General features: G+C 59.4%; 20 protein-coding genes and 5 pseudogenes. 13 read left to right on the top strand and 12 right to left on the bottom strand.

What is annotated here, in order from left to right; all coding sequences use genetic code 11:
- Positions 1-56: 56 nt before the first annotated feature.
- The 4 genes from FFS12_RS09280 to FFS12_RS09265 all read right to left on the bottom strand — a co-directional run bounded on the left by FFS12_RS09280 (position 57) and on the right by FFS12_RS09265 (position 5,526).
- Complete coding sequence (locus tag FFS12_RS09280; RefSeq protein WP_137886579.1) at positions 57-962, bottom strand: DMT family transporter; 906 nt, start codon at positions 960-962, stop codon at positions 57-59.
- A gap of 267 nt (positions 963-1,229) precedes the next feature.
- Positions 1,230-2,639 carry a cytosine permease gene (locus tag FFS12_RS09275; protein WP_137886578.1) on the bottom strand — a complete coding sequence of 470 codons (1,410 nt, stop codon included), beginning with the start codon at positions 2,637-2,639 and terminating at the stop codon, positions 1,230-1,232.
- Positions 2,640-2,887: 248 nt separating this feature from the next.
- Positions 2,888-3,643: a TorF family putative porin gene (locus tag FFS12_RS09270; RefSeq protein WP_137886577.1), complete on the bottom strand. Its 756-nt coding sequence runs from the start codon at positions 3,641-3,643 to the stop codon at positions 2,888-2,890.
- A 116-nt stretch (positions 3,644-3,759) separates the two neighbouring features.
- Entirely contained in the window at positions 3,760-5,526 is a 1,767-nt protein-coding gene (locus tag FFS12_RS09265) for an amidohydrolase (protein ID WP_137886576.1), read from the bottom strand.
- A gap of 108 nt (positions 5,527-5,634) precedes the next feature.
- Between FFS12_RS09265 and FFS12_RS09260 the strand changes: the two genes are divergently transcribed.
- On the top strand, positions 5,635-6,561 hold the full coding sequence (locus FFS12_RS09260) for a LysR family transcriptional regulator (protein ID WP_137886575.1): 927 nt from the start codon (positions 5,635-5,637) through the stop codon (positions 6,559-6,561).
- A 262-nt stretch (positions 6,562-6,823) separates the two neighbouring features.
- On the opposite strand, the gene FFS12_RS09255 is transcribed toward FFS12_RS09260, so the two are convergent.
- On the bottom strand, positions 6,824-7,207 hold the full coding sequence (locus tag FFS12_RS09255) for a VOC family protein (RefSeq protein ID WP_137886574.1): 384 nt from the start codon (positions 7,205-7,207) through the stop codon (positions 6,824-6,826).
- A gap of 255 nt (positions 7,208-7,462) precedes the next feature.
- On the opposite strand from FFS12_RS09255, the gene FFS12_RS19890 reads away from it, so the two are divergent.
- From FFS12_RS19890 to FFS12_RS09245, 3 genes are all read left to right on the top strand, one after another.
- Positions 7,463-7,621: a hypothetical protein gene (locus tag FFS12_RS19890; protein WP_171011849.1), complete on the top strand. Its 159-nt coding sequence runs from the start codon at positions 7,463-7,465 to the stop codon at positions 7,619-7,621.
- A gap of 29 nt (positions 7,622-7,650) precedes the next feature.
- Positions 7,651-8,415, top strand: a complete 765-nt coding sequence (locus tag FFS12_RS09250) for an alpha/beta hydrolase (protein WP_137886573.1) — start codon at positions 7,651-7,653, stop codon at positions 8,413-8,415.
- 67 nt (positions 8,416-8,482) lie between these two features.
- Entirely contained in the window at positions 8,483-8,761 is a 279-nt protein-coding gene (locus FFS12_RS09245; RefSeq protein ID WP_137886572.1) for a hypothetical protein, read from the top strand.
- Positions 8,762-8,879: 118 nt separating this feature from the next.
- Here FFS12_RS09245 and FFS12_RS20160 read toward each other — a convergent pair.
- Positions 8,880-9,065: pseudogene (locus FFS12_RS20160) on the bottom strand (hypothetical protein); the annotation flags it as partial.
- Between the two features lie 354 nt (positions 9,066-9,419).
- On the bottom strand, positions 9,420-10,316 hold the full coding sequence (locus FFS12_RS09235; RefSeq protein ID WP_137886571.1) for a hypothetical protein: 897 nt from the start codon (positions 10,314-10,316) through the stop codon (positions 9,420-9,422).
- A 507-nt stretch (positions 10,317-10,823) separates the two neighbouring features.
- Between FFS12_RS09235 and FFS12_RS20460 the strand changes: the two are divergent.
- Positions 10,824-11,449 (top strand): annotated as a pseudogene (locus FFS12_RS20460) (thermonuclease family protein).
- 70 nt (positions 11,450-11,519) lie between these two features.
- On the top strand, positions 11,520-12,449 hold the full coding sequence (locus FFS12_RS09225; protein WP_137886570.1) for a malate dehydrogenase: 930 nt from the start codon (positions 11,520-11,522) through the stop codon (positions 12,447-12,449).
- A 106-nt stretch (positions 12,450-12,555) separates the two neighbouring features.
- On the opposite strand, the pseudogene FFS12_RS20455 reads toward FFS12_RS09225, so the two are convergent.
- Positions 12,556-12,666, bottom strand: a pseudogene (locus FFS12_RS20455) (hypothetical protein); the annotation flags it as partial.
- 188 nt (positions 12,667-12,854) lie between these two features.
- Positions 12,855-13,632, bottom strand: a pseudogene (locus FFS12_RS09215) (sensor histidine kinase); the annotation flags it as partial.
- Between the two features lie 660 nt (positions 13,633-14,292).
- Here FFS12_RS09215 and FFS12_RS09205 point away from each other — a divergent pair.
- Both FFS12_RS09205 and FFS12_RS09200 read left to right on the top strand, forming a co-directional pair.
- Positions 14,293-14,916, top strand: a complete 624-nt coding sequence (locus FFS12_RS09205; protein ID WP_256657334.1) for a DUF4157 domain-containing protein — start codon at positions 14,293-14,295, stop codon at positions 14,914-14,916.
- 275 nt (positions 14,917-15,191) lie between these two features.
- Complete coding sequence (locus FFS12_RS09200; RefSeq protein WP_137886568.1) at positions 15,192-15,914, top strand: GNAT family N-acetyltransferase; 723 nt, start codon at positions 15,192-15,194, stop codon at positions 15,912-15,914.
- A gap of 15 nt (positions 15,915-15,929) precedes the next feature.
- On the opposite strand, the gene FFS12_RS09195 is transcribed toward FFS12_RS09200, so the two are convergent.
- The 3 genes and pseudogenes from FFS12_RS09195 to FFS12_RS09185 all read right to left on the bottom strand — a co-directional run bounded on the left by FFS12_RS09195 (position 15,930) and on the right by FFS12_RS09185 (position 17,744).
- The gene (locus FFS12_RS09195; protein ID WP_137886567.1) at positions 15,930-16,121 is read right to left on the bottom strand and encodes a hypothetical protein; all 192 of its coding nucleotides are present in this window, start codon (positions 16,119-16,121) and stop codon (positions 15,930-15,932) included.
- A gap of 293 nt (positions 16,122-16,414) precedes the next feature.
- Positions 16,415-16,645 (bottom strand): annotated as a pseudogene (locus FFS12_RS09190) (hypothetical protein); the annotation flags it as partial.
- A gap of 217 nt (positions 16,646-16,862) precedes the next feature.
- Entirely contained in the window at positions 16,863-17,744 is an 882-nt protein-coding gene (locus FFS12_RS09185) for a LysR family transcriptional regulator (protein ID WP_137886565.1), read from the bottom strand.
- 101 nt (positions 17,745-17,845) lie between these two features.
- On the opposite strand from FFS12_RS09185, the gene FFS12_RS09180 reads away from it, so the two are divergent.
- The 5 genes from FFS12_RS09180 to aceK all read left to right on the top strand — a co-directional run bounded on the left by FFS12_RS09180 (position 17,846) and on the right by aceK (position 22,927).
- Positions 17,846-18,916, top strand: a complete 1,071-nt coding sequence (locus tag FFS12_RS09180; RefSeq protein ID WP_137886564.1) for an alkene reductase — start codon at positions 17,846-17,848, stop codon at positions 18,914-18,916.
- Between the two features lie 10 nt (positions 18,917-18,926).
- Complete coding sequence (locus FFS12_RS09175) at positions 18,927-19,763, top strand: pirin family protein (protein ID WP_137886563.1); 837 nt, start codon at positions 18,927-18,929, stop codon at positions 19,761-19,763.
- 63 nt (positions 19,764-19,826) lie between these two features.
- Positions 19,827-20,411, top strand: coding sequence for an isochorismatase family protein (locus tag FFS12_RS09170; protein WP_137886562.1), 585 nt, complete (start codon positions 19,827-19,829; stop codon positions 20,409-20,411).
- A gap of 248 nt (positions 20,412-20,659) precedes the next feature.
- Entirely contained in the window at positions 20,660-21,172 is a 513-nt protein-coding gene (locus tag FFS12_RS09165) for a LysR substrate-binding domain-containing protein (protein ID WP_171011848.1), read from the top strand.
- A 33-nt stretch (positions 21,173-21,205) separates the two neighbouring features.
- Positions 21,206-22,927, top strand: a complete 1,722-nt coding sequence (aceK, locus tag FFS12_RS09160; protein WP_137886561.1) for a bifunctional isocitrate dehydrogenase kinase/phosphatase — start codon at positions 21,206-21,208, stop codon at positions 22,925-22,927.
- The last annotated feature ends 6 nt before the right edge of the window (positions 22,928-22,933 follow it).

Below are 22,933 nucleotides of genomic sequence, written 5' to 3'. Positions count from 1 at the left end.
GTAGCGAAGCCCTGTCCAGCTTCTGCGGCGGACAAGCCGAAAACGGCATGTCCGCCCTACGCCGACTCTTGTGCCATCGCCGGCGCTGGCGCCGGCCTCAAGACCAGCCATAGCGCCAACCCGATCAATACGCCGCCGTAGAGGTAGGCCCAGGACAGTTGTTCGTCGAGCAACAGCACGCCCCAGAACACCCCGAAGGGTGGAATCAGAAAGGTCACGGTGGTCGCCTTGATCGGGCCGATATCACTAAGCAAGCGGAAATACAGCACATAGGCATAGGCCGTGCAGACCAGGCCCAGTCCGGCCAATGACAGCCAGACGCTGCTACCGCCCCAACTCGCCGGTGGCTGGCTGATGGTGGAATAGGCGAACAGCGGCAGTAGGCACAGGGTTGCTCCGAACATGCTGCCGCAGGCGGCCAGACGATTATCCAGGCCGTCCGGGCCCAGCCAGCGGCGGGTGAGAAAGCCGGCAAAGCCGTAGCAGGCGGTGGCGATCAGGCAGGCCGCGGCGCCCCAGAGCAGTTGCGCATCGAACGCGACTGGCCCGGTACGGGTCAGCAGACCGACGCCCAGCAGTCCCAGCAGCACGCCGCCGGCTTTGCTCGGGGTCAAGCCTTCGGCGAAGAACAGCGCGCCGATTATGACGCCCATCAGCGGCGTGGTGGCATTGAAAATGGCCGAATAGCCGGCCGGCAGCACCTGGGCGGCGGCGCAATACAGGGCGGCGGGAATCCCCGAGTTGATCACGCCGAGCAGCAAACACTGCTTGAACTTGCCGCGAAAATCCCAGTTCAGTCGTAGCACCAGGAGGATCACCACCAGGCCGACGGCGGCCAGCGAGACGCGGAAAAAAGCACTCGGCAGGGCGCCGAGCACCGGCACTATGATCCGCATAAACAGGAAGCTGGCGCCCCAGATGGCGGCGAGCAGCAATAAGCGGGCGTAGTCGGCGAGTCTCACGGCAATCTCCTGGCCTGCAAATGAGGCGAGAGTGTTGCCGGCTGGCGGGGTTAAGGCAATCCGAAAAACGCTTTCAAACTCGCCGGCCCATGCCGCTTATTAGAGGGTGCTACTTAAGAGGTTTTGCTGGCGCCGCCGAGGCCGGCGGCCTCCGGGGCATCCCCGCCCGGTAGTTCGGCGCGCGAACCTAGTGGCCTGTGTGGCCTCCTCGGTGATCCAGCCATGCCCGCCGGCCATGACGTGACAGCCATGCCGGCGGAGTCGCACTCAGACCTCTTGGGTGCGTTCTGACGTAGCCACGGCCGATGTCCTGGCCAGCAGGTAATAGTGAATGCCCGGTACCAGCAGACCGACTATCCAGGAGATATCGATGCCGCCGAGTTGCGCGACCATCGGCCCGGTGTAGAAGTGGGTGTCGACGAAGGGCAGCTGAATCAACACGCCGGTGACATACACGCTGATCCCCATCACGTTCCAACGGCCGTAGCGGCCATCGGGGTCCGACAGCGCCTGCACGTCATAACGCTCCTTGTTGATGAAGTAATAGTCCACCAGGTTGATCGCGCTCCAGGGCGTGAAGAAGGTCAGCAGGAACAGGATGAAGAACTTGAATGCACTCAGAAACGAGTTTTGGCCGAGCAGGGCGAGGGCGGTGGAGGCGCCGACAATCGCCAACACGAACAGCATGCGCTGCACGGCGGAGATCTGCAGGCGACCGCGGAAGCCACTGATGACGGTGGCCATGCACATGAAGCTGCCATAGGCGTTGAGGGTGGAGACCGTGACCTTGCCGAGCACCACGCTCAAATACAGCAGGGCGGCCATCACCCCGGTGCTGCCCAGCCCGACTAGGGTGGCCACCTCGTGGCCGCGGAAATTCGCGCCCGCCAACGCCGCCGCGAACACCCCCAGCACCATCGAGGCCTGGGCGCCCAGCACGGTGCCGAGGCCGACGGCGGTGAAGGTCTTCCAGGACGAGGTCTTGCTCGGCAGGTAACGCGAATAGTCGGCCACATAGGGGCCGAAGGCGATCTGCCAGGACGCCGAGAGGGACACCGCCAGCAGGAAGGAACTCCAGCCGAAGTGGCGGTTGTCCAGCAGCAGGCCGATATCGTTGAGCGTCAGCAGGCGGGTGAACAGGTAAGCGAAGGCAATGATGCCGAGCACACTGGTGACCTTGCCGACCAGGTGGATGACCCGATAACCGAACAGGGTCAGGAACGCGATGCAGGCCGCGAAGATCAGGATGCCGGCGCTGTCGCTGACCTCGATCAACTGGGCGATGGCCTGTCCCGACAAGACCGCGCCGGTGGCGCTGAAGCCGAGATACATCAGGCACACCAGCACAATCGGGATGGCCGCACCGTAGACCCCGAACTGCACGCGGCTGGAGATCATCTGCGGCAGCCCGAGCTTGGGCCCCTGGGCGGCATGCAGGGCCACCACCGCGCCGCCGAACAGCTGACCGACCAGCAAGCCGATCAGCGACCAGAACACGTCGCCGCCCAGCACCACGGCCAAGGCCCCTGTGACTATCGCGGTGATCTGCAGGTTGGCGCCGAGCCAAAGGCTGAACTGGCTGTAGAGGCTGCCATGGCGCTCGGCCTCGGGGATGTAATCGATCGAGCGTTGTTCGATCAGCGGAGGGCGTTGCGGGCTAGCGGTGACCTTGCTCATTACTGAGTTCTCCTTGAGAGACGGGCTGCTGCTCTGGTTTTTGTTGGGGGGCATTGAGCGCCGCTACTCCAGCCGGCCTTGCGCGCCTGCGGCGGCGGGCTAGGCCTCACCGGCAGCCGGCTCGGGGCAGCGTTACCAAGCCGTGGCTGGTTGAGCCTGCAGTCGGAGCCAAGCCCGCAGCGCCAGAGGGCTGGCCGATTTCGACGGCGCATGGCGCAGGAAGCGGGCGGTGGTTGGGCGGCGGCCGGTTAGAAGGTCTTGCTGGCGCTGACGACCAGGGTGGCGCTGCACAGGTCGTCGTAACCGGAGAAACTCAGGCATTCGCTGTCCGACAGGTCGGTGTCGACGTAGCTCAGGCCCCAGGTAACCCCGACCAGGTCGCGAGTCAGGCCGAGACTCCAGTTGTTATAGTCTTCCTCGGCGTGGCTAAAGTCGCGATTGAAGAATGCCTCGTCCTTGTAGTCGACATTTTCGAAGCGGGCTTCGAAGCCGACCTCGAATGGCAACTGGGTGTGGTAGCCGATAAAGCTGGTGAAGGTGTCTTCATCGGTGTCGACCGTGTGTTTGGCACCGAGAAACACCCCATACATATCCAGGGTGGCGGTGATGTCGCTGGAGTTGAACTGGCTCTCACCCGGGTAGGTGTATTTGCCGTACATGGTGTCCAGGCTGATGTCGTCGGTCAGCTGCCAGTAGTAGCCGGCGTAGTAGTCGACTTCCTGACGGGTGTTGAAGCTGTGATCGTTGCCTTCTTCGTCGATGAATTTGCCGAAGTCGACATTGGTGGTCCAGGCGCCGGCATACAGGCCGCTGGCATGGGTGAGCATGAGATCCAATTGGGCGGCCGGATCACCCAGGGTTTGTGAGATGCCGCTGGAGCGGTAATCGCTGACAATCTTGGGGGTGATGACCAGGCCGAACTGGTCGTTCAGTTCGACGGCCTGTGCCGTGCTCAAGGTGAGCAGGGTGAGACCTGCCAGGGTTATGGCTTTGACTGTGTGCATGGGGATTTCCTTGTTGTTATAGGGTGACGCTTAAGGCTGCGCCCGGCCTCAGCGGCAACGGGGAGCAGGACCGTTACGGCTGGGCGGGGGCAGACAATGTTGCTCGGGGGAAGGGTTTATTGCGCTTGCGCGACAGTCTTGCTCTGCTCGGCGCTGTACACCGCCTGGCCGGCGAAGAAGGTCTGCACTACCTGGGTGTCGAACAGTTCCGCGTCGCTGACCTTGAATACATCGCGGTCGAGGACGATCAGGTCGGCCTGTTTGCCGGGTGCCAGGGAGCCGATCTGCTGCTCCAGGCGCAGGGCCTTGGCCGCGTTGCGGGTGTAGGCGTAGAACATGCTTTCGCGGTCGATGCTCTCGGCGCTGTTGAGCACCCCGAGCGGGCCCTTGCGGGTGCTGGCCTGGGCGATGGCGTTCCACGGGTTGGGGCTGGACACCGGCCAGTCGCTGGCACCGGCAATGGTCGCACCGGCCTGGTGCAGCGAGCGCGCCGGATACTGGTACTGATAGGCGAAGGCGCTGATATAGGGTTTGACCAACTCCTCGGTGTAGGTCTCGGCGGTGGCCCAGAGCAGTTGCATGGAGGCAATCACGCCGAGTTGCTTGAAGCGCGCAAACTCCTGGGGATTGACCAGTTGCAGGTGGCTGATGCTGTGGGCCATCGGTGTCGGATTGAGCTTGCGCGCATACTCGAAGCCGTTCAGCGACTCGCGCACCGCGCGGTCGCCGACCGCGTGCATATGCATGATCCAGTCGCGCTTCTCGGCCGCCACCACCAGCTCGCCGAAGTTCGCCGGGTCGATCAGCAGTTCGCCGCGCTTGAGGCTGTTTTTGAACGGGTCGATCACCGCCGCGGTCTGTCCGGGAAACTCCATGACGCCGTCGGCGAATATCTTGATGCCGGGGAGCGTCAGGTTCGGCACGCCTTGAAACTTCTGCATGACCTTGTCCAGCACGGCCAAGTCGGCCGGCTTGCTTTGTGGATGGGCGATCAGCAGGGCGGCGACGTGGGCCTTGAGTTCGCCGTCCTCGGCGAGCTTGCGGTACAGCGGCAGCACCCCGATATCCTGCTCGGTGGGGCGCAGCTCGAACAGCGAGTCGCCGTTGCCGGCGTTGGCCGCAGCGTCCATCCAGGCGGTGACGCCGTACTGGTTGTTGACTTTCACCGCCTCGCGGGCGGCGTTGAGCATGTCGGCTTCGCTGGGTTCGGGTAGCTGGCTACGCACCCGGTCCCAGCCATTTTCGGCCAGATAACCAGTGGGGGTGAAGTCGGCGGCATGGCCGATATAGCCGCGTTCTTTCTCTGACAGGCTCTTGACCAGTGCCGCGTCGATTTTCAGGCGCTTGAGCATGGCGTTGTTGGCCCAGCCGGTATGGCCGTCGATGCCGTTCAGCACCACGGGTTGCTTGGCCCAACGGCCCCGATTGAAGATCTTGCCCAGCCCCTCGCTCTGTTCCCAATAGGCCGAGCTGACCCCGGCAATGCTGACCACGTCGGCCCGGCGCGCGCGGCCGGCCTGATCCTCGGCGAGTATCCATTGTTCGAGCTCGGGCAGCGGCTTCACCTCGTCGTAGAGGTTGGAGCCCATGCTGTCGAGCGCAGCCATTATCGGATGGCTGTGGGTGTCGATCATGCCGGGCATCAGCACCTTGCCGGCGAGATCGATCAGTTGCGTATCGGCATCGGCCAGGGCCTTGATCTCGGCATCGCTACCGACTTTGAGGATCTTGCCGTTCTCCACGGCCACCGCTTGGGCCAGTGGTTGGCCGGGCTCGGCGGTGAACACCTTGCCGTTGAACAGCAGCAGATCGGCGGCGGCTATGGCTTCCATCGAGGAAAAAGCCATCGCGGCGGCCAACAGACTTGGAATAAATCGTTGCATCAGAGCTGCCTCTAGTTTTTATTGGTCTGGCCGCGAGACTAGCGCCTGGCGCAGACCGGCAGAACACCGTTACTGCGCAAAACCTTTTTGCCAAATAGGAAAAGCAACATGGACAAGCTCGGCGCCCTGAGCATGTTTGTCGCCACCGCCGAGCACGGCAGTTTCAGTCGTGCGGCCGAGCAGTTGGGTAAAACGCCCTCGGCCTTGACCAAGGCCGTCAGCCATCTGGAGGCCGAACTGGGCGCGCAACTGTTCGAGCGCAGCACCCGGCGTACGGCGTTGACCGAGGCCGGCCGGCTCTATCTGGAAACCGCCCGCCAGGTGTTGCAGCGTCTGCATGACGCCGGTGAGGAGATCGGCCAGTTGCAGCACGGCCTGCATGGCAACCTGAGGTTGACCGCGCCGCTGGCGTTTGGCCGGGCCTTTCTCGATGAGGCCTGTGCCGGCTTTCTCGCCGCCCATCCGCAGATCAAACTGCGGGTGGACCTGTGCGATGCCTTCGTCGATCTGGTCGAGGGGGGTTACGACCTGGCATTGCGCGAGGGCCGCAGCGACCTGCCGGGGTTGATCGCCAAACCCCTGGGGCAAAACCGCATAGTGCTGTGCGCCAGCCCGGCGTATCTGGCCGCCAATCCGGCAGCGGTCAGCCCGGAAACCTTCGACCGCCATCAATGGCTGATCTACCGCCATCCGGCACTGGACCAGAACTACTGGTGGCTGTCCCTGGCTGGGATGCGCATGCGCGTCCCCCAGCCGGCGGCTCGCCTGCAGAGCGACAATTACGACCTGCTGCTGGCTAATACCCTGATGGGCGCAGGGCTGCACAGCTGCCCGTTGTGGAGTGTGAAGCCCTATCTGGAGAGCGGCCAGTTGCTGCAGGTGATGACTGAGTACGACTTCGATCCGGACGCTTTCGGCCCGTTGATCCTCGCCGTCTACCCCAGCCATCGCCGGGCGACGCGCAAGGTGCAGGCCTTTATCGACTATCTCGCGGCCTTCCTCGAGGCCCGCGGCCTGGGCGGCGGGCCGCGCTGATCGCGATCGCGGATACAGATGTGGCTTTTCCTTCGGCCGGTCAGTCTGGCTGGCCGGGCTTCTCTAGACGGGTCTCTTTCGCCCCAGCTGGCGATCCCAGCTCCATCGCTTTAGCTCAGTTCTTCCGTAAGCGCGGCCTCTAGCCGTTAGCGAATTTGTCTCGCTACTTTCGCCAAGAAGACGGGCTTGATGCGACTGATACCCACACCGCTGCCGCTCTACGCTTCATCGACTTTCGCTAAGCGGCGATGGGGGGCGGCACCTACCCGCCGCTGCCGTAAGGCCGGGTGATGACCTCAAGGAGATGACCGTCGGGATCCTCGAAATACACCCCGCGGCCGCCGTCGTTGTGGTTGATTTCGTCGGCGCGGTGCTTGCCAGGGTCTGCCCAGTGCTGGAGCCCTCGCCCACGGATGCGGGCGAAGACTTGGTCGAAGTCGTCTTCGCCTATTAGGAAGGCATAGTGCTGGGCGGAAATCTCGCCGTCGTTTTCGTAGAAGTCGAGTGAGACACCGTTGTTGAGCTGGACGACGAGGAACGGTCCGAATCGGGTGGGGCTTGGCAGGCCCAAGACTTCGGTGAGGAAGGTCGCCGATTTCTGCTTGTCGCGGCACCAGACGATGGTGTGGTTGAGCTGCACGCTCACGTTAGTATCCTCCTTTCCTGACCACAGGTACGTTCTTGACTTTCGTATAGTCGGTCATGCTCATGAAAGTTCTCCTGTCCCGCGGGGCAGTCTGGAGTTAGTAAAGAACTCCAATGTCCAACTTGAATTGAGCTTGAAGTCAGGGGTTGGCCTCAGCTTTCGACGCCCGACGATTAAACTAAGGGGCGGCCGCTTGCAGACGTCTCGGCGAACGAAATGAGCGCTTAACTCTAGGTTAGGTCTCGGTGAATCTGCATGAATGCTGACAATGTATTTGAAGGTGGCTGTCTTTGCGGCGCGATCGCCGAGTGGTGGTCCGCGCACGGCACATTCATGCGAGCTTGCGCGGCTCTTCCGGTTATTTTTGGTTTCTTCATCATCTATGCGGTTACTCCTCGCCGCCAGGCCGCCTAACCGATCCGCTCAACTGAGGCCTTAGCCATATGTCGAGAATCTTGGTTTCGCTCTTCGCATTAGTTGCAGCCCTGTACTTGGGGCTCTGTGCCGCGTTGTTCGTATTTCAACGGTCCCTCATCTACTACCCACAACCACGCGCCATTAGCACCCCCGCAACTACTCTTAAGCTGCCGGTAGCCGACGCGGATGTGCTGGTGTCAGTCAGGCCACACGACGGCCCAAATGCGTTGATCTACTTCGGAGGGAATGCCGAGGATGTCTCCCTGAGCCTGCCCACGTTTTCGCAGGCTTTTCCGGAGCACGCCCTCTACTTGCTTCACTACAGAGGCTATGGGGGAAGTTCTGGGTCGCCATCTGAGGACTCAATTCAGCGCGATGCCCTGGCCTTGTTTGACCAGGTCTACGCCGAGCACCCAGGTATTGCGATTGTGGGTCGCAGCCTGGGCTCGGGCGTCGCCGTTAGCCTCGCTAGCCAACGCCCGGCGGCGCGCCTGATCCTGATCACGCCCTACAGCAGTCTTGAAGAACTCGCCGCCAGTCAGTTCCCCTATTTCCCGGTGAAGTGGCTGCTACAGGACAAGTTTGAATCCTGGCGATACGCGTCACGCATAGCTGTGCCGACACTCTTGATCGCGGCCGAGCACGACGAAGTCATACCGCGCTCGAGCACGGAGCAGCTCTACGCGCATTTCGCCAAGGGCGTGGCCTCGCTGCAGGTCATACCGGGTACGGGCCACAATTCAATATCGGAGAGCCCCCAGTACCTCAAACTGCTGGGAGCCGCGCTGTGAGTGCAGCGTACTGCGCGCCAGCCCGTCGTAGCTGGCACTTAAACCTGAACCGGTACGGCTGGAGACCTTGGCTCAGCCTGACGGGCTGACCTATCGCCATCCGCTGCTGGATCGGCACTACTGGTTGGGTTTCACGCCAGGGCATGCGCAACCGGAGGCGCGACTGCTCAGTGACAACTATGACCTGCTGCTGGGTAGCACCCTCGCCGGGGTGTGCAGGCTTGCCCCGAGCCTGAAGCCCTGCCTGCAAGGCGGCGAGCCGATGCAACTGCTACCGGAGTACGACCGCGATCCCGATGCCTTCGGGCCGTTGATTCTGGCGGTTTACCCAGTCATCGCCGGGTGACACGCAAGGTGCAGGCGTTTATCGACTATCTCGCGGCTTTCCTCGAGGGGCGCGGCCTGGCTTGAGCCCGCCGAGGATCAGAGTGCCCCGCGCAAGCGAGGCACTGGGGCTTAGAAGCTTTGCTGACGCTGGCCACTACGGTGGCGCTGCAGACGTCGGTAAAGCCGTAGTAGCTGGTGCACTCGCTTTCCGAGATATCGGTGTCGACGTAGCTCAGACCCCAAGTGACGCCGAACAGATCGCGGCTCAGCTTGGCTTCCCGCTCATAGTAGGACTCGCTGCTCTCGCCGCTGCTGGTCCAGAACGGTGAGTAGGGTGGACATAGCGAAGGCTTGTCCACCTTCCTCGGTGGACAAGCCGTCAGCGGTATGTACGGCCTACGCCGCTGTGAGTCGCGTGATAGGCAGAGATCGGCCAGGAACGGACATTGCGAAACGGCAGCTATCGACCCATTGCGGCCGGTGGGAACCGGCAGAAGCCGGTCGAGGCTGTGTAAAAACTCCCGCTGAAATTCAACGTGCGCGTTGCTATGCGAAATCCTTGGAATTTGGCCGGGCTGGAATGCTCAGAATTCGTTAGGAGACGCCGGAATTGATCATCAAACGATCAGTGCTCGGTGCTCAAAACGTATTTACACAGCCTGGGCCAGGAGCGGACATTACGCCCAAGAGCGCGACTTTGGCCATTGCTCTTTAGGCACTTCAAGGCGGGCTTTGATTCCCTCGGCTAATGCATGGCAAAAATCTTTGTACTCAGATCGGCGCCAATGCCCTGACCTTGATTTGAATAGTCTGTAAGAGACTCTTACGTCAAAATCAGTGGCCCATATGGTTTCGGGGGATTCACTTTCTATTCGATATACTGGCCCGAGATCGAATGGTTCAACCTCAAAGGAGAAGTGTGGATTTGAAAGTACTAGCTTTCTTCCATTCAGAGATAGCGCGCTTCCTCTAGGAAGGATTGAGTACCCACCAAAGCCGTGAGCGACCTCCGGTAGAAAGTCGAAGTATCTGAACATGGATTTCAGAAACACGGAACCTTCTAGCAATACTGCATCTCCATTGGCATCTTCCTTTTTGCGGAAAGTTACTCGGTAGGAACCAGGGGATGAGTACTTTTCAGAGCGCCAGTCTCTAAAATCTGATGCGATATAAGATATTGCATTTATTAATATTAGCTCGGTGCCTACCGATGGGGCGTCATGTGTTTCTAGGTCGTTCTTCAGATAAGTTATGGAGTCATTGTCCTGATATCGCAGAAGTCCGCAATCTCCTAGTTTGTAAAATGGAATTATGTAGTTGAAGACTTCCATTTTGTCTGTAAAGCATGAGTATGTGTTAAAGCTGGACTTGAATGATTCTTCTTTTAGCTCAACAAATATTGTATAGGCGAATATCACAAAGGCGCCGAGCATCGTCATCCAACTGGCTGCTAGAGATTTGGAGCTAAAGTTTGGAATCACTACCTTGAACAAGAGTGTGAGCAGGCAAGCCGCAATTACGGAGATGAGAATGGCCTCAAAGGCAAATTCGTATTCTAGGAATTTCTTTAACATTTCATCCTCGGAGTGGTTGGGGTGAGACGAGGCCAGAGTATCTCAAACGCGCTCAGCAATGCTCGCAGGCATGGGTCTGTGAAGTTGTAGCCTGCCTGGGGCGGTTGCTATTGAAAAAGGTGACAGATTTATATCTGTCCCAACGTCAGCTTGGGTCGACTCCAGCCTGTCATCACCGGCAGCAGCCGACCCAAAGCGGACGGTGGGAATCGGCAGAAATCGGCCAGAAGAAGACCATGGGCTAAGGTTTCGCGGAGGCTATCGAAGCCCAGGGCGCCGTCCTGAACGAAGACGAAAATGAGCAGAGGGCGAAGACAGAAACCGCCAGTATCAAAGGCATCGGGAGTCAAACGAAGTCGCTCAAGCACAGGCAGAGAATAGCTATAACGAACAGTGGAGCAGATACAGCTATCCAGCATAGACTGCCGTCGGCGCGGGTCAGGATCGTGGGGAGACCGCACCTCGCCTAAACGATGACATCAGCCTTTTGCAGACACATTAGTACCTATGACATTAATCGCTGCGGGCAAAGCATATGCTTGCCAGTGTGTGATGGCGTTTGGCTTAATGCGCGCTAGCTTGCAGAATTCGGATTGCAAGCATCCAAGGACTAGGAATACACGAAAAATGTGGTTAGGCCGCTGGATTGCCCTGTTAACGATTACGCTAAGCCCTTTGGCATTCTCGTCTGAGATTAGCTGCAAGGTGGTCGCCATCAGCGATGGCGACACCTTCACATGCCTTGATGCGTCACGATCCCAGATCAAAGTACGCATGGCCAATATCGACACCCCCGAAAGCAAGCAGCCTTACGGCCAAAAGGCCAAACAAGAGCTCAGCGAGCTGCTGTTTGGAAAGTACATTACCCTCGAGGCGGAAGCAAAGACAGGTACGGGCGCACTATCGGGCATGCCTATGTTGACGGCGTACATGCCAACCGAGAAATGGTTGCCCGGGGTGCCGCTTGGGTGTATCGCCAATACAACAGCGATCAATCCCTGATAGACCTGGAGCAGTCCGCTAAGGCCGCACGGCTCGGCCTATGGGGGTTATCAGAGGCTGAAGTAATACCGCCATGGGAATGGCGAAAAGCAGGTAAAACAACTACAGGCCACCTTCGGGTGGCCTTTTAGCATTAGCGGGTAATACTTCTCTGTATAGGTGGGCGTGTTGCTGGTGGCGCTCGCCGCGGGGAGGTGTGAGGTGAACAAGCTATCAATTGTGGGTGCCGGTATGGTGGGTGAGGCGGCGGCTCAGATCATCGCCCGGGAAGAGTTCTGTCGTGAGTTGATGTTGATTGATGTGCAGGGTGAGTTGGCACAGGGCAAGGCGCTGGACGTCTGGCAGGCGGCAGTTGAGTCAGGTTCTGATACCTGGGTTTACGGCGGGTCCAATGCCGAATTGCTGCAGGATTCTGACCTGGTGGTGATTACGGCGGGTGTGCCCCGCAAGCCTGGTCAGTCGCGTCAGGATGTATTGAGTATCAATCTGCCAATTCTCGATAGCATCATGCTGGATATTAATCGTCATGCTCCGGCGGCGACGGTGTTGGTGGTGTCGAACCCGGTCGACGTGCTGACCTATCGGGCTTGGTGTCTCAGTGGGCTGGGACGCGACAGGGTGTTCGGGCAGGCGGGGGTGCTGGATACAGCGCGCATGAAGTGTTTCATTGCCGAGGAGACAGGGTTTTCTGCTCGGGATATCACGGCGCTGGTGCTGGGAGGGCATGGCGATAGCATGGTGCCGCTGATGCGATACTGTGCGGTCGGTTCGGTGCCGCTGTCTCACTTCCTGTCCAGTCAGCAGATAGAGCGGATTGTGGAGCGCACACGTCAGGGTGGCGGCGAGATTCTGGGTTTGAAGAAGCTGGGGAGCGCCTGCGATGCGCCGGGCGTGGCAATTGCACAGATGGTGGATGCTATCGCCAATGGGCGAAACCGCATTTTGCCGGCGGTCGCGATTCTCGAGGGCGAGTACGGGCGAACAGGTATTGCCATGGGTGTCCCCTGTGTGCTGGCAGAGGAGGGGGTTGCGCGGGTGATCGAGTTGTCTCTGGATGCGCAGGAGCAGGCGATGTTCGACCGCTCTGCAGATCAGGTGGTGCGTGATATTGCTGAAATGAATGCTTTGTGAGCGGGGGTATATAAGGGGGTTTTGGGCGCAAGGGGGAGTGGAGCGCCGGTCCCTGGCGCTCGGGGTCATGGTGTTGCCTGGTGTCAGGCAGTGGCACTATGATCTTTTATGGGTCTGAACAGGCCGGATAGTCGCGTTTCTTTAAACCGGTATACAGCTGGCGCGGACGGCCGATGCGGTTCGGGCTGCTGTGGAACTCGTTCCAGTGAGAGATCCATATTGCTAGGCCATTCTGTTTGCCATGTAATCGGTCAGGCCCTACAGGCCACGGCATGACGCCGCTGGGCGAGAGCCAGCGGACATTATCCGTTGCGTGTTTCGACTGTCCCCATTCCCTATCAGGCCAATCCTGTTTGATCGTCCTCGCAGCTCCGGTTATGGCCGCTGCCCAGACAGGCTGGTTGATCAAGGGTGCCGAATGTCCCGCATGTCGTTCTCCAGGAGGCGCGGCAAACGCACGCAAACCTCCAGCCCGCCCAGCGGCGACTCAACCAGTTGGATGCTGCCGCGGTGCAGCTCGACCACCCGGCGCACGATCGACAGGCCCAAACCGGCGCCCTGACCCTCGCCCTGACGATAGAAGCGCTCGAAGAGTTTCTCGCGCTGACTGGCCGCGACGCCGGGGCCGCTGTCCTGCACGCGCAGCAATACCGCATCGGCCTGGGCTTCCACTATCACCCTAATCTGTCCGCCTGTTGGGGTGTATTGCACGGCGTTGCCGATCAGGTTTTGCAGCAGGGTGCCCAGGCTGGGAGCATCACCGAGTAACTGGTAGTCGCCGGGCTCTATGGCCTCCAGGGTCAGCTCCTGATCACGTTCAAGGGCCAGGGGGGGTGAGTTCGGCCAGTTCGTTGCGGATAAACCCGAGCAGGTTCAGTTCGACCATGGCCAGTTGCACCACGCAGGGGTCGAGGCGGGCCAATGTGAGGAGCTGGGTAATCACCTGGGTCGCGCGATCCACGCCGATCCCCAGCTGGCGCAGCGCTTCCTCGCGGTCACTCGGTTCGGCGGCGTCCAGGGCGTTCTGCGCATGGATGCGCAGCACCGCCAGCGGGGTGCGCAACTCATGAGCGGCATCGGCGATAAAGCGCTTCTCCTGGTCGAGCAACTGGTTGACTTGCAGCAGCAGACGATTGAGCGACGCGCTGATCGGTTCCAGCTCACTCGGCAGCGGAGCCAGCAGCGGTGCATAGACCCCGCCGATATTTTCCAGCAGGGTCGCCAGCGGCAACACGCAGAGGTGCCGTTGCTCCTGGCAGGAGGCGTTGGCCCGATACAGGCAGTCGCGACGGTGAATTAGGGGCGTGATATCGCAGCATTCAAGCGACTGGCTGCGACGGGTAAGTCACTCGATGAGGCAGCGCTTTGCAATAGTTCAACACCGCTTCGTAGTCTTCTCTAACCTCTGTTCCAAGCGCATCCAGTGCGCGCAAATATGGCGCCCTCGAGCTAAGGGGGCGCCTGAGTTTCTGCTTTAACTTCAGCGCACATTACGGGTGTTCGATGCTCGTCGAGTGTTCTCTGTGGTGCTGACCCTGTGCGGCGCGGCTCGACCAACATAATCCTTCATGTTGCAGCGTGGTATGACGATGATCGCCACGGTGTGTGAATCGCCCCTGAATAAGTGGACATTCGATGGCCGCTTTTGGCCGGTAGCGGCCTTTCATGAAGGCCCACTTTCGGCCAGGAGCGGCCTTTCAGGCAATGTGGGAAATGACCTGAAGAAGCTGTGGGACCTAGGGCAACGAACGGTGGCCGCAGCGGTCCAACGCGTGGTTGGACAACGGGTGCGACGATACCCAAAGTATCGCCTGCCGACCGCCACTGCCTCTGGGAGAACCAATTGTTAGCTGTCTTTTTGCGTCAATTTTTCCGGTTAGCGATACTGCTCTTTTCCGTTGGCACTTCGTCCTCTGTTTTCGCCTGCCCAGCAGGGCAGGACGAAGTCTGCGTGGTCGCTTGTTTTTGTGCTCCAGGCTCCAAAGAGGAAATTGGGGTGATCTTCGAAAACATGAACCAAATGGCTGCCTCTGGATTACAGAATTGGATTGTGCAATCCCGCAACACCGCGGCAACTGGCGATACTCGGACAATCCCGCTGAATATCCGAGCCCAGCTCGAACCCTACTATGACATTCAAGTGCTCGATTCGGCTCGCTACAAGGTAGGCGATGATGTGGAGCTGAACGCCGCACACACCATGCTTCAGAATCCCGATGTAAATGCAGTCACCCTTATAGACATCATCGTCTTTCGGAGTCCGGATGATGCACTTAATAATGTCGCGCTGTGGGCGCATGAATTGAAGCACGTGCAGCAGTACCTGCAATGGGGCGTTCGCGAGTTTGCCACTCGCTATACCCGTGATTACACAGCCGTCGAGGCTCCTGCTTACGAGATTCAAACCCAGGTGGCTAGAGCGCTAAGAGCCAGCGTGGTCCAGTCAGAGCCTCCTCGATATCCTTGAGTTCAAAGGGTTAAACCTAGTCGGCTAATCATGGGTGAGTTACTTGAAACGACCCTTTGTAGACGTTTTTTAACGTCCGCAAAAGGTCGATAGAAGTCGGTGGGCGGCGATTCAAGTGAATCGCCAACCTGAAACCGCAGGTATGTCGATACGTCGTTTGATTCCGGGGTTTGCATCGCCGTACGGCGCCAGTGCAACAGCACGTTATGATGGCCGAGCCCGGTGCGAACTCTTCAAGTCAAGGGCAAGCCTTAACCCTCGGAGTCAGAAACTAGATGCCCAAGATCACCCACTTTGAAACCCAGTGCCCTGAGCATATTAATAACCAGATACTCCAGATGGTCGTCGACTATTTAACCGACATCAGCATGGTGGGTATCGCACCGAGCAACCTTCTGTACAACGTGTATCAATATGCTATCGGATACGAGGTTCATCTCTACCTGGAGGCTATCGGCGGGTCTAAAGGGATTCCTGTCGAATTGATCATGGCGACGGACGATGAGGACCCTTCGAAGGTAATCGGCTTTTTGCTGTATCTGCCGGTCAAGGACGATTCCGAGGCTTGTGGCGTGGCCTATATGGCTGTGCATGCAAGCCATCGGCGCCGTGGGGTCGCGCGCGCGATGGTGCAGGAGATGGTCGGCCGATACCCTCATGCCGAGCTGACTTGCGCCGTTGGGAAGGTCCCCTATTTTGAATCGATGGGGTTTCAGGTGGTGGGCGTGCGCAGTCCTCAGGTGCTAATGAATACCCGGGACCACAGTACTGACGGCTTGATGGGGCTGCTGGACGTCGCACCGATCTACAGCTCTGTCGAGGTGCGGCAGATTCATACTTATCTTCTTCAAAAACACGGAAAGCGGGCGATGCTCGATGCAGAAAAGCAGCGTGACAGGCATCTCGACCACATGACTCGTAACGCGAAGGCTTTTGTGCTTGATCGCCTGGGAGAGACAGCATTGGAAACCACCTCCCGCGGGCCACGCTTGCTCTAGTGTGTTGAGTCCCTTTCAGGCTCCTATCCAGCACTCCCGACGATCTTCCAGACAGTGAAAGCGATCAACCAAAGCCCCCAGCGCGCAGATCAGCCCAAACCAGTAGCTGCTTTTCCCGGTGAAACGTCCAAAGGTAATTGCCTTGAGTACCCAAAAACCCACCCGATAGCAGATAACACCGAACACGACCTCAATGAGCATTTCCATAGCATCTCCGTATGCAGCTTCTTTTGAGTGAGTCTGGTCGACCTTGCTGAAAACGTCCGCTTTCGACCCCGTGCGGACAATCTGCAAGAAGAGAATGGTGCGAAGTAAGCGGACAGATTTATTTCCGGTTCGCTTAGAACTCGAAAATAAATCCGTCCCCTTTTCGCAGTCATCGACGAGCGACGCGCAAGGTGCAGGCGTTTATCGACTATCTCGCGGCGTTCCTCGAGGAGCGCGGCCTGGCCTGAGACCGCTGAGAATCAGAGTGCCCCGCGCAAGCGAGGCACTGGGGCTTAGAAGCTCTTGCTGACGCTGGCCACCACTGTGGCGCTGCAGACGTCGGTGAAGCCGTAGAAGCTGCTGCACTCGTCTTTCGAGATGTCGGTGTCGACGTAGCTCAGGCCCCAGGTCACACCGAACAGGTCACGGCTCAGCTTGGCTTCCCACTCACGGTAGGACTCACTGCTCTCGCCATTGCTGGTCCAGAACAGCGGGTCCTTGAAGTCCATCCGCCCGTAGCGCAGAGAGTAGGGTGGGCATAAAAGTCTTGTCCACCTTCCACGGCGGACAAGCCGTCAGCGGTATGTACGGCCTACGCCGCTGTGAGTCGCGTGATAGGCAGCAATCGGCCAGAAGCGGTCATCCACCAGCTCCGACTCTTGTCAGTGCTGGACAGAAAGTTTGTTGCGCTCGGGTCAGGCGCTTAGATGTATAGCCTGCCCCTTTTTCCAAGGGGCCGCGTTAGGCATCTTGGAGTTGCTCACGCAGAAACTCGATAAACCGTTGGGTCTTCGCTGGCAACAGCCGCGTCTCGGTGAGGGCGTAAACCGAGATGGGCGAGGCGTGCCACTGCGGCAAGACTCTGCGCAGAGTGCCATTGGCAAGGTCTTGCGCAGCGATACCTTCCGGTAGTAACGCGATACCTAGATCCAGCGTCGCCAGACGTCGAATCATTCCGACACTGTTGAGTTCGAATCGACCACCAATCTCGACGTCCACCTCCCCTTCATTGCTGGAGAGTGTCCAGCGGTCAGCACGCGTTCCGCGCAGCCGTAGGCATTCGTGATTTGTCAGATCCGAAGGATGAATCGGATCACCGGACAGTTCTAGATAGTGGGGTGAGGCGTAAAGACAGCGTCGCAAACTGGCGAGCTTACGGGCGATCAGGTTCGAACTCGCAGGCTCGCCCATGCGAATGACCACATCAACCGGCTCACTCACCAGATCGACCTGACGCGGGGTCAGATCGAACTCGAAGCTGATACCGGGATAAAGCCGAGAAAACTCCGCAATCAGCGGCGCCAGGTAGATAGTGGCGAAATCCACCGGGAGCGAGGCCCGCAGTACACCGCTGGGTCGAGCAAGCATTTCCCCAAGCTGCTCATGGGCCAGCCTGGCTTCGTCGACGATGCGTTTGCAGCGATCGAAGTACAACTGCCCCGCCTCGGTCAGCTCGATCTTGCGCGTTGTGCGATGCAGAAGCCTTAGCCCAATTTCCTTCTCCAGGCCACTTATCCGGCGAGACAGCGTCGAGTTCGGCATACCCATAGCCTCCGCCGCTCGGCGGAAACTGCGAGCCTTCACGACCTCGACGAACAGTGCCATGTCGTTGAGAAACTCCAATGCCATTGCTCCATCAGTGGATCAGTTATTTCAATTTTACCCGGTTTATCCCGGATTCGGATTGATCAATGATAGCCACATCACTTCTGAGGAGCACCGCAATGAATTCGCTTTTTTCTCAAGTCCAGATCGGTCGCCATAAACTGTCCAACCGTATGATCATGGCACCGATGACTCGCTCGCGCTCCGATGATGCCGGGGTGCCGACCGAGCTGGTACCGACCTACTACGCGCAGCGCGCCGGTGCTGGGTTGATCATCACTGAAGGTGTGTTCCCTGTTGCACTTGGTAAGGGTTACGTCCGCACCCCCGGTATCGAAACAGCCGAGCAGGTTGCCGCCTGGAAGCAAGTCTCCGAGGCCGTACATGCTCGCGGCGGACGGATCTTCATGCAGTTGATGCACTGCGGACGCATTTCGCACCCTTCGCTGTTGCCTGATGGCGCCCAGCCCCAGGCACCCTCCGCGATCAAACCCGCAGGCCACACCTGGACAGCCACGGGCCTTCAGGACTTCGTCACCCCACATGCGCTGAGCGTGGTTGAGATTGCCGCTGTCATCGAGGGCTACCGGCAGGCGGCGCGCCTGGCCATAGAGGCCGGTTTCGACGGTGTCGAGTTGCATGCCGCTTCGGGGTATCTGCCTGAACAGTTTCTCTCGACTGGCAGCAATCAGCGCACTGATGAGTACGGTGGATCGGTTGAAAACCGTGTTCGCTTTGTACTGGAGGTGCTGGCCGCAGTATCGACGGAGATTGGTAGTGATCGTGTTGGCCTCAAGATCTCACCTGAAATGAATTTCAACGACATCGTCGATGCCAACCCACGCGAAACCTACACCTATCTGGTCGAGCAACTTCGTGGGCTCAATCTCGCCTATCTGCACGTTGCCCTATTCGGCGCCAGCATCGACTACCACGCCTTGTTGCGCCCACTGTTCGACGGCAGCTACCTGATCGGTGGCGGACTCGATCAACGCTCCGCCGAATCCTTGATAGCTGATGGCCGAGCAGACGCGGCAGTTTTTGGAAGCGCATTCCTCGCCAACCCCGATCTGCCCGAGCGTTTTCGCACAGGCGCTGAGCTTAATGTTCCGAACAAGGACACGTTCTACGCACCGGGCGTGGAGGGGTATATCGATTACCCGGCCATAAGCCCAGCACGAAGCGCCTGAGGGAACTGCCATGACGACCGTCGCACGACTACAGCGTATGAATCACGGCAGCCACTTCCGGGCTTTCACGCTGCGGGGAGGTCAGTTCGCAGAGCCGATTGATCCATTCCTTGCGGTCGACCATGCCTGGATCAGCGGGCCGACTTTTCCACCGCACCCACATGCTGGTTTTTCAGCGGTGTCATATCTGTTTCTTGATTCTGAGACAGGGATTGATAACCGGGACTCTCTGGGCAACCGCAACCTGATTCGGCCTGGGGGGCTGCATTGGACTGCGGCGGGTAACGGCGTGATGCATGAGGAGGTGCCCGCCGAGCCTGGCAAGACTGTGCATATGCTGCAAATTTTCATCAACCTTCCACGGGATCGGCAAGCTGCCTCGCCGTTTGTGCTTAGCCTCGAAGCGCAGGACGTGCCAGCAGTGCATTTGCCGGGGGCCAAAGTAAGAGTGCCGCTGGGCAGTTTCGCGGATGTTTCTTCGCCGCTATCGCTGCCCACCGACGTGCGCATGTTGGACATCTCCATTGAGGAAGGATCTGAAGTGAGCATCCCAATACCGGATAGCCATACCGCGTTCGTGATGCCGATTGACGGTGAGGTGTTGATCGATGGCCAGCGCTTCAACCTCATTGAGCCAAAGCTGCCAGTGAATCTGCCTCAGAGCGAGGATCGAATAGTCACTTTGCGTGCAAACAAGGGAAACGCCAAGGCTGTGCTGTTTTCTGGCCTCCCCCTTCATCAACCGGTGTATTGGCAAGGGCCGCTGGCACTTGCCTCTTCAGAAGCGCTGGCCGAGGCCGTTGAGGGCTACCAGCGTGGTGCGTTCGGAAAGCTACAACCTCGTTGAGTAATCAAAACAGTCCCAAACCTGGGGCGCTAGCGCCCCAACCTTAGTGCCAGGAGAATCATCATGACGTACGAAAAATTCAGTGCCGACAATGCCGCCCTGCTGTTGATTGATCACCAGGTGGGGACTATGGGATGGGTGAAATCCATTCCTTTCGAAGAGCTGAAACGCAACGCTCTAATGCTCGCAAAGGCGGCAAGCATTCTGAAGCTTCCGGTGGTACTGACCTCCAGCATGGAGGAGTACGCTCAGGGGCCACTGCTGAGTGAACTGGAGCAGATCCTCCCTGCCGAATTCGCTTCCCGCGTCAAACGCTTGGGTATCGTCAACGCCATGGACGATGAAAACTTCGCCGCCGCCGTCAAGGCTACAGGCCGGAAGAAGCTAATCATTGCCGGTGTCACCAATGACGTCTGCACGGTGTATCCGGCGCTGAGTCTGGTGCGCGAGGGGTATGAAGTTCAGGTGGTTGCCGATGGTGGTGGCTCACCTAGTGTAATGGCCGATGACATTGCCCTGCGCCGGATGGATAAAGGCGGCGTGACGCTGACCACCACCAACCAGCTGATTGCAGAACTCGCCGGAAGCTGGGCTACGCCGGAAGGTGGTCAGTTGGTGCAAGTCCTTATGACGGCGCTTCAAGGCTAAATACTTCCGTGAGCGATTGGCAGAACCGCTATGTGCTGTTCTGCCGATCTTCGGTTGGGCAACACTGCCTGCTTATGGTTGTTCAAAGCTGTCTCCGCCAAGTTGCTGGTACCAGCCACCTTTTAGTCAACCTCTCATCGTCCGCTTGGGTCGAAATGAGCCGGTGGGGGGCTAGCGGAAGCGGTCATCCCGTATGCAAATGCTTGGTCAGGGGGCTATGCAAACCGGTGGTCAAGTGAGACGCAATTTTGCAACCTGACCCTGCGCGAGGACCCCAGCGATCTGCCGGGCCGCTTACCGAGAACCGTATCCTGCTGTGCGCCAGCCCGGGCTATCTGCAACGCAACCCGCTCCCGGTGCTGCCGGAGACCTTTGCCCGGCACGACTGGCTGATTTACCGGCACCCCGCGTTGAACCGCAATTACTGGTGGCTGAGGTTGGGCGAGCAACGTCTGCGCATCGAGCAACCCGCGCCGCGCCTGGCCAGCGACAATTATGACTTCCTGTTGGCGCACCTGCTGGCCGGCCAGGGCCTGCAGTTCTGTCCGCGGTGGAGCGCGGCATCCTATCTGGCAACTGGTGCCGCTGCTCCCGGAGTACTGGCTGGAGCCCGATGCCTTCGGCCCCTGGGTGCATGTGCTCTACCTCGCCCATCGACGCAGCACGCGCAAGGTCAAGGCGTTCATCGAATGCCTGGAGAACCATTTGCATGCGCGTGGGATCGGCTGAGAACGCTTTCCCTCGGCTCGGTCACTGGCTAAGCTCGGCTTTCGTTTCCCAGCAGAGTCTTCCTTATGCCACAGCAATGGCCGGCCGCCGATATCGCCCGTTTGATCCTCGACGGCTTCGACGACTACCGCGAGCACTTCCGCCAGATCACCGATGGCGCGCGGGCGCGTTTCGAGCAGGCGCAGTGGCCGGAGACGCAGCAGGCCTCGGCCGCGCGGATCAATCTGTATGAGGAGAAAGTCAGCGAGGTCGGCGCGCGCCTGCACCAGGCGATCAGCGCCGAGGTGCTGCTGGATGTGCAGCTCTGGCCCTTGGTGAAGAGTGCCTATATCAACCTGATCGACAGCCGTTTCGACGACGAACTGGCGGAAACCTGGTTCAACTCGATCTTCTGCGGGCTGTTCAGCCATGACTGCATCAGCGACGGCTGCATGTTTATCCACACCACGCGGCCGTCGCTGCGCAGCCATGAGCGTGCTGCGCAAACCCGCAGTTACCTGCCGCAGGTCAACCTGGGTGGCATGCTCGAGCAGGTGTTCGCCGACTACCGCTTCGGCGTGCCCTATGAAGACCTGCCGCGTGACCTGCGGCGCCTGGAAACGCAATTGCGTACCAGCCTGCCGGACTGGGTCTGCAAAGACCCGGAGTTGTGCATCGAGCTGTTCTCCTCGGTGCTCTATCGCAACAAGGGGGCCTATCTGGTCGGGCGCATCTACACCCGCGACGAGCAGTGGCCGCTGGTGATCCCGCTGTTGCACCGCGAAGGGCAGGGCGTGCAGATCGATGCGTTGATCACCGACGAGGCGGAGGTGTCGATCATCTTCTCCTTCACCCGTTCCTACTTCATGGTCGATGTGGCGATTCCGGCGGAGTTCGTCGGCTTCCTCAAGCGCATCCTGCCGGGTAAGCACATTGCCGAGCTGTACACCTCGATCGGCTTCTACAAGCACGGCAAGTCGGAGTTCTACCGGGCGCTGATCAACCACCTGGCGAATACCGACGACCGCTTCATCATGGCCCCCGGCGTGCGCGGCATGGTCATGAGCGTGTTTACCCTGCCGGGCTTCAATACGGTGTTCAAGATCATCAAGGACCGCTTCTCGCCGTCGAAGAACGTCGACCGCGCCACGGTGATCGAGAAGTACCGCATGGTCAAAAGTGTCGATCGCGTCGGGCGCATGGCCGATACCCAGGAGTTCGCCGACTTCCGCTTCCCGAAAGCCAAGTTCGAGCCGGAATGCCTGGCCGAGCTGCTGGAAGTGGCGGCGGCCACCGTCGAACTGGAGGGCGATACCGTGCTGATCCGCCACTGCTGGACGGAGCGGCGGATGACCCCGCTGAACATCTATCTGGAGCACGCCAACGCGGCGCAGGTGCTCGAGGCGCTGGAGGATTACGGGCTGGCGATCAAGCAACTGGCGGCGGCGAATATCTTCCCCGGTGACATGCTGCTGAAGAACTTCGGCGTCACCCGCCATGGCCGCGTGGTGTTCTACGACTACGATGAAATCTGCCAGCTGACCGAGGCGAACTTCCGCCGCATTCCGCCGCCGCGCTACCCGGAAGACGAAATGGCCTCCGAGCCCTGGTATTCGATCGGCCCGCTGGATGTGTTCCCGGAGGAGTTCCCGCCGTTCCTGTTCGCCGACATGGGCCAACGCCGGCTTTTCAGCCAACTGCACGGCGATCTGTATCAAGCCGAATACTGGCAGGGGCTGCAGGAGGCGATTCGTGCCGGCAAGGTGATCGACGTGTTTCCTTACCGGCGCAAGGAACAGCTGAGCTGAGTTGTC

The sequence above is a fragment of the Pseudomonas sp. 2FE genome, assembly GCF_005503735.1.
GTDB lineage: Bacteria > Pseudomonadota > Gammaproteobacteria > Pseudomonadales > Pseudomonadaceae > Aquipseudomonas.
This window is presented reverse-complemented; position numbering and strand designations above follow the sequence as displayed.